Source organism: Peptacetobacter hominis, assembly GCF_006861675.1.
GTDB classification, from domain to species: domain Bacteria; phylum Bacillota; class Clostridia; order Peptostreptococcales; family Peptostreptococcaceae; genus Peptacetobacter; species Peptacetobacter hominis.
In genome coordinates this window covers 15,437-28,387 of sequence record NZ_SGJB01000003.1, presented here as the reverse complement: position 1 = coordinate 28,387, position 12,951 = coordinate 15,437, and the positions used below count along the sequence as shown (strand labels likewise).

Below are 12,951 nucleotides of genomic sequence, written 5' to 3'. Positions count from 1 at the left end.
GCCTGAATAATTTTTAATTTATTTATCAAGTAAATCGTTTATAGTCATTACATCTGTTATGCCCATCATATCAGCAAGCTGACATATATAAGGCTGTTCAAGACTGCTTAATTCAAGAAGTTCCTTATCCCAGAATATTTCTTTTGGTGATGCATCTTTTCTTACTTCTTTTTCAGCCATAACTATTACACGTTCAAACTGATCCACTACAAATTCCATATCATGTGTTATTGTTATTACAACTTTATTCTTCTCTACAAGGTGATTTATTATTCTTTTTAAATCTTCTGTTGAAGTTCTATCCTGACCTGCTGTAGGTTCATCAAGTATTACAACCTGAGGATCCATAGCAATTATAACAGCTATTGTTATAAATTTACGTTTAGAATATGGTAAGTTGTAAGGATGATCTTCAAGATGTTCTGTTAGATCACATATTTCTGCAGCTTCACGAACTTTCTTGTCTATTTCATCTGGGCTTAGTTTCATTTTTTTTAGTCCATATGCTATTTCCTTGTATATACTGTCCTGGAAAATCTGATCGTCCGGATTCTGGAATACATACCCTACTTTTTTTGAAATCTGAGCAGTTGTACATTCCTTTGTAGATTTGCCATCGACAAGTACTTCTCCTTTTGTAGGAACTAAAAGTCTGTTCATAAGCTTTACTGTTGTAGTTTTTCCGGCACCATTTTCACCTATTATAGCTACTGATTCTCCAAGCTCAAACGACATATTTATATTTCTAACAGCTTCATATCCGTTATCATAAGAAAATCCGACATTTTTTAATTCTAAATAAGCCATGTATTACTCCTCCCCTTTTAAAATAGAATATGCTTCTTTTACATTAAGAGGAATCATGTCGAATTTTTCTCCTCTTTTTATACGCTCAAGGAAGTATAGTGTAACCTGTGGAAGCTGTCCTCCCATTTCAAGTACCTTTGGATTTGTAAGTACTTCTCTTGCTGTTCCGCTAAGTTTACACTCACCATCATGCATAAATATTATAGAATCACAATACTGAGCTACAAGGTCTATCTTATGCTCTACAAGAATTACAACCTTTTTCTGTTTCTTTAATATATCTATTATTTCAAATATATCTGCTGTACTCTTTGGATCAAGCTGAGATGTAGGTTCATCCATTATTATTATTTCAGGATCAAGTGCTACAACTGCTGCAAGTGCAACCCTCTGTTTCTGTCCCCCTGAAAGCTCATAAGGATTTTTCTGAGCAAGTTCTCTAAGTTTGAATAAGTCAAGAAGCTCCTCAACTCTTTTTATTATTTCTTCTCTTGGTACTCCAAGATTTTCAAGACCATAAGCTATCTCTTCGTATACAGTTTCCTTTACTCCTGAAATCTGAGTAAATGGATTTTGGAATGAATAACCGATTATAGACGCCAGATCTTCATAATCGTACTCTTCCAGTTTTTTATCCTTTAATAATACCTCTCCCCTTAGTTCTCCTTTGTAGAAAGATGGTATAAATCCTCTTATTATATTACATATAGTTGTCTTACCTGAACCATTTTCTCCGATAAGACCATACACTTTACCTGCTTCAAATTTACATGAAACATTCTTTATTGTATCTTCTTTTTCCAATGGATATCTATAACTTATATCTTTTAATTCAATAACCGACATTAAATCATCCCCCTAAAAATATACACTAATAGAGCTACTATGCATAAACCTGTTATTATATAGTCTGCAGCAGTTCTTTTTATTTCATAAAGAGATGTTTTTCTTCTTGCAGAAGAAAATGCTCTCGCTTCAAGAGTAAGCACTCTTTCCTCTGTCTGCTGTATAGACGTAAATATTAATGGTCCTATCATAGGAACAAATGCTTTTACACGAGTCATAAGGCTTCCTTCTGTTTCTATACCTCTTGCACGCTGTGCATCTGTTATAGTTTTTAATAATACGTTCATCTGTGGAATAAGCTGAACTGTATTACCTATTACGAAAACAAGCTTTTTAGGTGCATTTGCCTTTTCAAGAGAATACATAATGTCTTTCACGCTTGTAACCTGAAAGAAACATATTACAGCTGAACTTATCCCAGTTATTTTTGATGTCATAGATAAACTTGTATCAAGTCCCATCTGCGAAAAGTTTATAAATGCCCATATCTGCTGTGAATCTTCATTTTTTAGTATACATACCTGTATTATGAAGATGAATAACACTATTATAAATATTGATTTAAAAAAAGTAGTTATAAATTTTCTGCCAGTCGATGCAAGTACACTTATTATAAAAAATGCAGGAAGCATTGCGTACTGTAAATAATACCCTGGCGTAAACATACATAAAATTATCACTAGTAATACTACTGCAACTTTTGTTGCAGGATATAATCTACCAATCCTACTGTTCATGATTACCTCCTATTTTCTTTTTACATAAGGCATACCGTAATTAAGTTTGACAAGAAATCTATCCGGTAGTTTTCTCACTATAGTCCAACTTATACCTACGTTTACCATTACACCAAATGTACCTGTTATAAGGTTTACTGTAAGTACAGATGCAAACAATGCCTGTCCAGCTGCAACAAGTCCAGCTGCAAGTATATCTGTTCCGACACCTGTCGCTCCTCCAAATACAAATACTGTTATCAGACCTCCTACTACAGAGCCGACAACATTCATTACAGCACATGTTATAATTGTACCTATTATATTTGTCAGTAATTTGAATCTAGATGCGTAACCAATTATCAGACCATTAAGTATTGCTACAAGACTGTATACAATGGCAACCGGATTCAGCATACCATTTACAACATTTGCAAGAAAACCTGTAAGCATTCCAACCCATGGTCCTGCAAGCATAGCAACAAGTACAGTTCCTATCTGATCTACGAAAATAGGCAGTTTCAGTACAGTAGAAAGCTGATATCCTACTACATTAAGAGAAACTCCCACAGGAATCAATAATATTCCTAAAAGTGTGAAATCGTATTTTAACCCTTTTTTCACGTCCAAAATTCTTTCCTCCTAGTCTATTAGTTGTATATTTTTTACTCCAAGCTCTTCAGCCTTTGACTTTAAGCTTTGTAAATAATCACTTGTTGGTTCCTTTATATAGGAGTATTCTTCTCTTACTCCAAATTTTCTATATTTAATAATTTTGTATCTTACTTCAGGATATTTTGAAATAAGTCTGCTTCCAACTTCTATAGTCTTCATGTTATCAACAATATCAGGTACAACTACTGTACGTATTTCAAAAAGTTTGCCCATTTCAGCAATTCTTTTTATATTTTCGATTACTGTGTCCACGCCTCTTCCAGTAAGTTTGATATGATCGTCATTTGTACCTGCCTTCAAATCTATCATAACTTTGTCCGTAACTTTCAGAAGCTCTTCTTTATCCCATAATGGTATCTGGGCATTTGTATCCATGTATGTGGTTTTATTTTCAGATTTTATAATAGTATAAAATTCCTTTAAAAAATCCGCGTACAGACTACACTCACCGCCAGATGTTGTTATTCCATCTATAAAAGGAAGATAGTTTTTTATTTTGTCATATAATTCCTCTGGAGTCATATATCTGACCTTTGGAGATGCATCATTTGGGCATAATTGAATACATGTATCACAGTTACAGCATTTATCGTAATCATACACTACCTTTTCATTAATAATGGAAAGTGCCCCTTTGGGACAGCTTTCCACACATATACCACAGTTTTTACACATATTTATAGTTTCCGGATTATGGCAGTATAGACAATTCTGATTACATCCCTGCAGAAATATTGCTGTTCTATTACCCGGTCCGTCAACTGAACTGAATGGTATTATCTTATTTACTGGAGCACGCATTTATTTTCTCACCTTTCTATCAAGAAGATGAAGATTTTTATTTACTCCTGAACCATTTACAGTAGCCTCATTCATAGTTGCATTTCCATTATCAAATTTCTCTATATCAGATTTTTTAACAAGATATCCAGTTACTCTTATAAGGTCTGTACTGTCTGAATAGAAAGAAAGATATCTTGTTCCTGTTCTGAACGCTCCTCTAAGTATATCTATAAGATATTTAGGATTTTTCTTGACCATATCGTCGAATGGGAATAATTCTCCACATCCTCCGTCGCATCCTTTGTGCATTCTTGTAAAGTTTATTATCTGATTTGGAAGTTCCGGTTCGTCACCTATAGGTATTCTTCCCCCTGGACTTAAATCCGTATCCTCCATTACACCAACCTGTGCATGAAGACAGTATCTTCCGTATTTTGCAGGTCTTTTATCTATTTCCTCACGTATACGTTCCATTATGGCTTCACCAAGATTATCAGCCTTTTCACTGTTTCCGAAACGTTCATTTTTTTCATCCGCTTTAAGCATACCATTTACACATTCTGCAAGTCCTACGAATCCTACCATTCCTACCATGTAGTCTTTTTCTTTCTTTATAAGTCCTTCATGATACAGGAATGTATTTTCATAGAAATGACATTTATCTATTATACATTCACAACGGCTATCTATGGCGTCGCATGTAGCCTCGACAAGCTCAGGTATTACACTTTCAAGAAGATCCTTTTCATCCTTTGCCATTTCCGGAAGTGTATTAAGATTCATTCTTACAAGTGTAAGTCCACATCCTCCTATTGGAAGAGTATTGTAACAGCTTACCACACCATAGTCTCCTATTTCTTTTCTGTAAACAGCATCATTTGCAAAACTTGGTTTCGCTGCAACCATAGCTGTTTCCATAGCTGCCTGAAGATAATCATCCGGAGTATCTTCTCTATATATTAATGTCATATTTGGACAAGGTCTCTGCATTTCTTTTGTTATTTCAAGTATTATACGACCCACTTTTGTATCTCTTGGTCCAAGGTTTGCATGACAGAATGCATTAGAGAAACATCTATCCACATGTGTAAGCAGGAACTTCACAGCTTTTCTTGTTTCTTCCTCATCTTTTGCAAACGGTTCCAGTAATTCGTCAAGACATCCTATATATACTGGAAGTCCTCCGTCATCTGGTATATTATGGTAAAGACATAAAAGATTTCCTACAGCTTCCCATATATCCTTTGGTGGTTCAAGCATAAGAAACTTACTTCCCTGTTTCATAAAAAGTTCGTAATCTGGTAGACAATATCTTGTTCTATAAGGTGATTTTCCCTCGAACATATCCATAATTATTCCTTTTTCAAGATATTCTCTTGATTTTTCCGTATATTCAACAATTTCTATTGAATTTTCGGCAACTTTTGCCATATCCTTTAATCTCTGATTAAAAGTGACTTTAGGGTTTGTCATAGCATATAAAACGTCTTGTGAAATATCAAATGTTTTCATATTTTTTCTCCTTTTTATACGTACCATATCTAACTTTAATCTTATTTTTTATATTTTTATCTTACAATATAAATAAATATCATGTCAATATTTGTTATACAAATTTTTAGTGGTTATATCAATTTATTACTATATTAACTATTTCCGCGGGAACATAGTATTTATTATGTAACATAATGTTATTCTCTTTATCTTTTATATTTTCTACAACAAGCATATACATAGAATATTCGCTTTTCACATTGTGTCTTTTAGCTAATTGACTATTTGGTACAATTTTAAACTCAAGCTCTCTTTTGAATTCATTTTTATCAGCTACTGTTTCCAGAAATTCTTTTACCTCATCAATACAGTTTAAATCTATATTGTACTTTTCTATTATATCCGTAAGAATCATATTCAAAGAGCAGGCAACTGCTTTATTATCATTATCATAAAAAACTCCATGAACCTCTATATATACCGATTTATTTACTTTGAATATTTTTTTTATATACTCTGTACTTGGAAGTATTTCAAGTTCATATTCTATAGATTTTATTTCTCTATCGATTATATTGCTTATTGAAATACTTTTACTATCTATAATATGACTTTCCTTTATATTTTTTTCAGATTTTACATAGTTTCCGGAACCTTGTCTCGTTTCTATAAATCCATCTTCCTTAAGTAAAAGCAATGACTGACGAAGTGTCATTCTACTTACATTCAGTTGTTCCGATAATTCATTTTCCGTCGGTAGCTTGCTTCCTTCAGGATAAGTTCCATCTATTATATTTTTTAAAAGTTTATTATAAACATCCACATATTTAGGCGTTCCGCTCTTCTTCCCCACCATTTAATTTCTCCTTTTTATACAAATTTGATTTATATTTGAATTATACTTAATTATACAAATTTTATCAAATATACCTTTTACAATTTATTTGTTATACAAATTTTGTATTTAACAATCTATAAAGTATACACTTTAAAATCTATATAATATTTTGTATTCCTCAAAATTGTCAGTCTATATATTATTATGGTAAAATATTTATTGATTTTAATTATATAAAAGGACAAAATTCACTCAGAAAAGAGGCGATACTTTGATTTTTTCAGATTTTAGACTGGAAAATAATCTTCCTATATATATACAGATAAAAAACTACATCTGTTCTTTAATAGAAAAAGGACTTATCCCAAACGGAAGCAAACTTCCTTCTTCAAGAGAACTGTCTGAAATCCTTGGAGTAAGTAGGAATTCTGTAATAGCAGCATATGAAGAACTTAAATCAGAAGGACTTTTATATTCCATAAAAGGAAAAGGATCTTTTGTAAATGCAGATCGAATCACTCCATCAAATGGATTAAGTATTGATTGGAACAGGCTTGAAAATGGATTTTCAAAAAATGCCAACTCACTTGATATTGTAAAAACAGAGATTCCGTGGAGTTCTGATCTTATATCGTTCAAGAGCATTTCTCCTGATGGAGAGCTATTCGATATGTCTGAATTCAAAAAATCATTTCTGAGTAGAATATCTATAGAAGGACACAAACTTGTAAACTATGGTTATGCCCAGGGATATAAACCTCTTATAGAATATCTCACTGATTACATGAAAAAAAAGGGTTCTTTTTCCAAATCAAAGTCAATTCTTGTAACAAATGGATTTACCGAGGCATTTGATCTTATTTTATCAACTTTTTCAGAACCCGGAGATACCATACTATGTGAAAATCCAACTCATAATACTTCAATTAAAATAATGAAATCTCATGGATTGAATATTATCGGATTCGATATAGAAAACGGGCCTGATTTTGAAGATATCGAGAAGAAAATATCTGAAAACTCTTCTAATATAAAGTTTGCATATATAACGCCTTCATACAATAATCCAACGGGAAATGTTATGACTCCCGAAAGCAGACTTAAATTTTATTCTATAATGAGAAAATATTCTATACCTGTCATAGAGGATGGATTTAATGAAGAACTTCTGTATTCAAGTTCTCATATTTTCCCCATATCATCTTTTGATACATCAGGAAATGGAGTTATTTATATAGGAAGTTTTTCAAAAATTCTTTTCCCGGGTATGAGAATAGGTTGGATTTATGCTGATATTAATGCAATCGACAAACTTATAAGTGTAAAACGCTGCAGAAATATACATACATCCTCTCTTGATCAGGGAATACTTTTCGACTATCTCAACAGCGGCAGATTTGAAAAGTACATAAAAAAGATAAAAAGAGCTTATGGAGAAAAATTCAACTTCGCCAGAGAGTGTGCAGACAAATACATAAAAAACAAATATATTCTCGGCGATGGCGGACTTCATCTTTTTGTAAGACTTGACAACATTGATTCAAGAAAACTTTTAGAAAAATGTTATGAAAAAAAGGTTATTTTTATGCCTGGGGATTTATTCTATATAGATGAAAATGGTCGAAATACTCTCAGACTCGGACTTTCACGTTTATCTATTGAAGATATAGAAAAAGGCATAAAAATAATCGGGGAAACTGTAGATGAAATGTATGACGAAATGCATTTATAAATATAGAAATACAACTGGAGGAACAAATGAACATTATAACTTTTGAAAATATATGTAAAAGCTATTCTGAAAAGAAACTTATCGAAAATCTTTCATTTGGTATAAATGAAGGTGAAAAGATAGGACTTATCGGTGTCAACGGTACCGGTAAATCAACTTTATTAAAAATTGTAGCCGGTGTTGAAGAAATAGAATCTGGTAAAATAACAAAGGCGAACAAAGCGAGAATTGAATATCTTCCACAGAATCCTGATTACGATGAAAATTCTACTGTGCTTGAACAGGTATTCAACGCAGAATCAGAGGAACTGAATTTACTTGGAAGATACAGTTATCTTTTAAAAGAAATTGAAAAGAACTATTCAGATGAACTAAATAAAGAATTAATCTCTGTTCAGGAAAAAATAGATACAATGAATCTATGGACTCTTGAAAATGAGGCAAAATCTGTACTTACAAAACTTGGTATAGATGACTTTACCAAGAAGGTTTCTGAACTTTCAGGTGGTCAGAGAAAAAGAATTTCACTGGCTTCTGCACTTATAACTCCATGTGATCTTCTTGTACTTGATGAGCCTACAAACCACCTTGACAATGATACTATAGATTGGCTTGAAGAATACCTGAACAGTAGAAAAGGCGCTTTATTAATGATTACACATGACAGATATTTCCTTGATAGGGTTACAAACAGAATTCTTGAACTTGATAAGGGCAGACTTTTCAGCTATGAAGGAAACTATACTCTTTTCCTTGAGAAAAAAATGGAAAGACTTCAGCTTGAAGCCAGCATGGAAGATAAAAGACAGAATCTTATCAGAAATGAGCTTAAATGGGTAAAAAGAGGTGCAAGAGCCAGAACAACAAAACAGAAAGCCAGACTTCAGAGATTCGATGAACTTGTAAACAGAGAGGTCATTAGAGAAGATGAAAAACTGGATATTTCTGTAGGTTCAAGCAGACTTGGAAAGAAAATAATCGAGATAAAAAACATCTCTAAAAGTTTTGATGGCAAAAAAGTAATCGATAATCTTGAATATACACTTGCAAGACACGATAGAATCGGTATAGTCGGGAAAAATGGTATGGGAAAATCTACCCTTATAAATATCCTGAATGGAAAACTTCAGCCTGACAGTGGAACTGTTGAAATCGGTGAAACAGTAAAAATAGGCTGTTTCTCTCAGGACGATTCTCATATGGATCTGAATATGAAAGCTATAGACTATATAAAAGAAGAAAGCGACTATATAACAACTGCTGACGGTACAAAAATTACCGCTTCCATGATGTGCGAGAGATTCCTTTTCAATGGAACAATGCAGCACACTCTTATAGAAAAACTTTCTGGAGGTGAAAGAAGAAGACTTCATCTCCTTAGAGTTCTTATGGGTGCTCCAAACGTACTTTTGCTTGACGAGCCTACAAACGACCTTGATATAGAAACTCTTAGCAGACTTGAAGACTATCTTGATGAATTTGACGGTGTTGTAATAACTGTATCACACGATAGATATTTCCTTGATAGAATCTGTAACAAGATATTTGCGTATGAGGGTGCCGGTAGAATATATATCTTCACAGGAAACTACAGCGACTACACTATTTATAAAGAAATACAGAATATACAGTTTGAAGAGGAAAAAGCAGAAAAAGAAAAATCTGAGAAAAAAGAAGTTGAAGCTAAAAAATCTCCTCAGAAAAACCGCGCTGAAAAGACACTTAAATTTTCATTTAAGGAACAGAGAGAATTTGATACAATCGACTCTGATATCGAACAGCTTGAACTGAAAATTTCTGCACTGGAAGACAGTACTTATATGTATTCTACAGATTTTACAAAGCTTCAGGAAATTATGGACGAAAAGGCGGAACTTGAAAAAGAACTTGAATATAAATATGAAAGATGGGAATATCTGAATAACTTAGCCGAAGAAATAGAAAATCAAAAGAATAAATAATCATAATAAAAAATAGCCGAAGAGTAAAATCTTACGGCTATTTTCTTATCTTCTATAAATCATCTTATCTCTATAAAGGAAGATCTCTCTTTTTAAATACCACTGTTCCAACTGATATAAAAACAATTGAAATAACAGCCAATAAAACTATATACATTAATGACTCTGTTTCATATGCAATTATTCCATCCGGATTAAAAAGTGTAAGTGGTGTGAAATACTTCAGAAAATCTGCATCTTCACTTACCTGCGACATCATCTGTATAAGTATAAATAAAAGGCCAAGTCCTGCACCTATACCTATTGAATATTTTATCTCATTAAATATACATGCAAACATAAAACACATTGATCCCAGAAAAAGATGAAGACATAATAGACCTATATTCAACACTATAAACTTTTCTATATCAAGCTTTCCTCCAAACATAACCTCACTGCATACTATAACCATTACAGTTGCATAAAGTATAAGTATTCCTATACTTTTTACAAGAATAAACGCCTGATTCAGTATTATCTGAGTTCTATTGTAATGAGTATTCAAAAAATACGCCATAGAACCTCTATCTATATATCTAGCTACCAATCTATGGCACATTATCAGAGTAAAAATAAACGGAATCATTATAAATATAAATCCATAAAGGTAATTCACAAGAAAATCTATTAGTTCTGTACTTGGATTCTGCATTCCAAACGCTGCAAAAAATTCAGGCATACTTTCTGCAAGTGCGTTCATCCCCTCCCCAAGCCGAGGATCAAACATACTTGTTATAATACTTCCATACATTGTAAGTATCGCCATAAAAATTATAAGTATCTTATAATTTGATTTTATTTCTCTTTTTATAAGTGGTCCTACCATTACTTTTCACCTCCATAATACTTCATGAATACTTCTTCAAGTGTCTGGTGTCTTATTGTTATATCCTCTATCTTATATTCTGATATATCTTTTATAACTCTATTTATATCATCCTTTCCTGTCATTATTATTCTATTTTCATCTATTTTACTTTCCGGATATCTTTTTTTGAATATCTCTGCGTCATTTTTCTCTGCAAATATTATTTCATAATGTTTATTCCTATCATTTCTGATAATTTCAAGGTCTCTATCAGCAACTATTTTTCCATTTTTTATCATCACTATTCTGTCACATGTATTTTCCACTTCTTCAAATATATGAGATGACATAAGTATTGTTTTTCCATTTTCCTTGGATTTTTTTATAAGTTCTACAAATTTATTCTGCATAAGTGGATCCAGACCGCTTGTCGGCTCATCTAATATAAGTATCGGTGCATCCTGCATAAAAGCTATTACAATACCTAGTTTCTGTTTCATACCCTTTGACATTTTTTTAATTCTTACAGATGTATCAAGCTCCAGATATTTTATGAGTCTATCTGCCATTGAACTGTCTTTTATTTTTTTCATATCAGCCATAAACTTTATAAATTCATGTCCTGTCATATTGTCCATAAATGCTATCTCACCTGGAAGATATCCTATATTTTCCTGTATAAGCGATGCATCTTTAAAACAGTCTTTTCCCATTATAGATGCTTTTCCTGATTCAGGCTTTGAAAATCCCATAAGATGTCTTATTGTAGAAGTTTTTCCCGCTCCATTCGCTCCTAGAAACCCTACAACCTCTCCTTTATCTACTGAAAATGATACATCAAAAATTCCTTTTCCATTTCCATAATCCTTTGTTAATCCAGTTACCTCTATTGTCTTCATATATATTCCTCCTTGTATGACATTTTCTTAAACATTTCTTTCCAAATGTTAAACTCATCTATCATCTTCTCAAAATCCAAAGGTATCTTTACTCTTTTTTTCTCTATAATATATCCCTCTGACATATATACAATCATTTTATATATCTGCTTTGGATCTACATCCTCTTTAAAAGGAGAAAAGTCTATATTCCTAAAATATATATCAAACGATGAATCTATCATCTCAGTCATCATTTTATCCGTATTATCACATATATTCTGATCCTTGGTCATAAATAGATCCAATACAAATTCTGTCATAAAAGGGTATTTCATAAATATTTTCAGTTTTATTTTTGTTCCATAATCTATTAGTTCAAAGAAATCTGTAATACTTTCAAATTCCTCATTATTCATCTCTTTATTCATTACATTCTGGCAATATTCCCATAAATAAAAGTAAAAACTTCTTTTATTCCTGAAATAATAGAACAGTAATCCCTTTGATATACCTGCCTTTTTTGCTATATCTTCAGTATTTGCTTTTTTATAACCAAATTTACCGAAATACTCCATTCCTGCATTTATTATCTTTAGCTTCTTTTCTTCATTCAGCTGATTGAATTTCTCATTTATCTCATACATTTCTATATCTCCAAATATTATAAATCTATAATGAAAAGTTTTAACCGAATCGGTTAATTATATTCTATACCGTTGACTATTTTTTACAACCCTTCAAAAGAAATATAATCGACTTCTTATATTGAAGATAAATCTTTTCCATATAATAATTTTTTATATAAACTAATATACTTATCGTAATATTATGATTTTATCAATAACCATTAGAAACGATTCATATAAATATTCACCAAATTTTAATAATATTAATTGAAAAATAAAAGTATATTTCCGAATAGATTCACGTATCCTATAAATGCCAACAAAACTTTGCAAACCTACTTGACAAGTAAACTTGTCAATGCTATTATAAAGATACCAAGTAAACTTGTCAATAAAAGGAGGTAGATCTCATGAACAAAGAGGAAATATTAAAAAGAAGCCGTCAAGAAAACGATATTTCAGACGAACGTACAAAATATATTGAATTAAAAGGAGCTAATTTTTCGATTAGTATATTAGTACTATTATGGATTATACTTTCAAGAGGTTTAAATTTGGGTGATACAACTCAATATGCTATGGGATTATTAGTTACAGCTACTAGTTTTTCGAATTTTGCATATCAATTTATTTACAATAGAACAAAAACAGTTATTTTCTTTACTCTATGCTTTCTTGTTGCAACACTTATTTATCTTATTTTAGTTTTAAAGTTTATTCTAAAAATTTTTTAGCGGCAAAA

General features: G+C 31.8%; 13 protein-coding genes. 3 read left to right on the top strand and 10 right to left on the bottom strand.

The genetic code is table 11. From position 1 onward, the window contains the following. Positions 1 to 18: 18 nt before the first annotated feature. The 7 genes from EXD82_RS02175 to EXD82_RS02145 form a co-directional block, all read right to left on the bottom strand. Complete coding sequence (locus EXD82_RS02175) at positions 19 to 807, bottom strand: energy-coupling factor ABC transporter ATP-binding protein (protein WP_142535286.1); 789 nt, start codon at positions 805 to 807, stop codon at positions 19 to 21. A gap of 3 nt (positions 808 to 810) precedes the next feature. After that, positions 811 to 1,653: an energy-coupling factor ABC transporter ATP-binding protein gene (locus tag EXD82_RS02170; protein WP_142535285.1), complete on the bottom strand. Its 843-nt coding sequence runs from the start codon at positions 1,651 to 1,653 to the stop codon at positions 811 to 813. Further along, a complete protein-coding gene (locus tag EXD82_RS02165) occupies positions 1,653 to 2,390 on the bottom strand; it encodes an energy-coupling factor transporter transmembrane component T (RefSeq protein ID WP_142535284.1) in 738 nt (245 codons plus the stop codon). Before EXD82_RS02165 ends, EXD82_RS02170 begins: the two co-directional genes overlap by 1 nt. A gap of 9 nt (positions 2,391 to 2,399) precedes the next feature. Then, positions 2,400 to 2,999, bottom strand: a complete 600-nt coding sequence (locus tag EXD82_RS02160; protein WP_206668145.1) for an ECF transporter S component — start codon at positions 2,997 to 2,999, stop codon at positions 2,400 to 2,402. 12 nt (positions 3,000 to 3,011) lie between these two features. Continuing rightward, on the bottom strand, positions 3,012 to 3,845 hold the full coding sequence (locus EXD82_RS02155; protein WP_142535283.1) for a YjjW family glycine radical enzyme activase: 834 nt from the start codon (positions 3,843 to 3,845) through the stop codon (positions 3,012 to 3,014). Continuing rightward, the gene (locus EXD82_RS02150) at positions 3,846 to 5,339 is read right to left on the bottom strand and encodes a YjjI family glycine radical enzyme (RefSeq protein WP_142535282.1); all 1,494 of its coding nucleotides are present in this window, start codon (positions 5,337 to 5,339) and stop codon (positions 3,846 to 3,848) included. Positions 5,340 to 5,457: 118 nt separating this feature from the next. Further along, positions 5,458 to 6,177 (bottom strand): GntR family transcriptional regulator, encoded by a 720-nt coding sequence (locus EXD82_RS02145; protein ID WP_142535281.1) that lies wholly within the window; start codon positions 6,175 to 6,177, stop codon positions 5,458 to 5,460. Between the two features lie 253 nt (positions 6,178 to 6,430). On the opposite strand from EXD82_RS02145, the gene EXD82_RS02140 reads away from it, so the two are divergent. Together EXD82_RS02140 and EXD82_RS02135 are read left to right on the top strand one after the other, a co-directional pair. After that, entirely contained in the window at positions 6,431 to 7,891 is a 1,461-nt protein-coding gene (locus EXD82_RS02140; RefSeq protein WP_142535280.1) for an aminotransferase-like domain-containing protein, read from the top strand. Positions 7,892 to 7,917: 26 nt separating this feature from the next. Further along, on the top strand, positions 7,918 to 9,852 hold the full coding sequence (locus EXD82_RS02135; RefSeq protein WP_142535279.1) for an ABC-F family ATP-binding cassette domain-containing protein: 1,935 nt from the start codon (positions 7,918 to 7,920) through the stop codon (positions 9,850 to 9,852). Between the two features lie 70 nt (positions 9,853 to 9,922). Here EXD82_RS02135 and EXD82_RS02130 read toward each other — a convergent pair whose 3' ends face one another. The 3 genes from EXD82_RS02130 to EXD82_RS02120 are packed head-to-tail and all read right to left on the bottom strand — an operon-like array spanning position 9,923 to position 12,227. Beyond that, a complete protein-coding gene (locus EXD82_RS02130; protein ID WP_142535278.1) occupies positions 9,923 to 10,720 on the bottom strand; it encodes an ABC transporter permease subunit in 798 nt (265 codons plus the stop codon). Beyond that, complete coding sequence (locus EXD82_RS02125) at positions 10,720 to 11,601, bottom strand: ABC transporter ATP-binding protein (RefSeq protein ID WP_142535277.1); 882 nt, start codon at positions 11,599 to 11,601, stop codon at positions 10,720 to 10,722. The genes EXD82_RS02130 and EXD82_RS02125 overlap by 1 nt, the downstream gene beginning before the upstream one ends. Continuing rightward, the gene (locus tag EXD82_RS02120; RefSeq protein WP_142535276.1) at positions 11,598 to 12,227 is read right to left on the bottom strand and encodes a TetR/AcrR family transcriptional regulator; all 630 of its coding nucleotides are present in this window, start codon (positions 12,225 to 12,227) and stop codon (positions 11,598 to 11,600) included. The genes EXD82_RS02125 and EXD82_RS02120 overlap by 4 nt, the downstream gene beginning before the upstream one ends. 392 nt (positions 12,228 to 12,619) lie before the next feature. On the opposite strand from EXD82_RS02120, the gene EXD82_RS02115 reads away from it, so the two are divergent. Further along, on the top strand, positions 12,620 to 12,943 hold the full coding sequence (locus EXD82_RS02115; RefSeq protein ID WP_142535275.1) for a DUF6442 family protein: 324 nt from the start codon (positions 12,620 to 12,622) through the stop codon (positions 12,941 to 12,943). Positions 12,944 to 12,951: the final 8 nt, after the last annotated feature.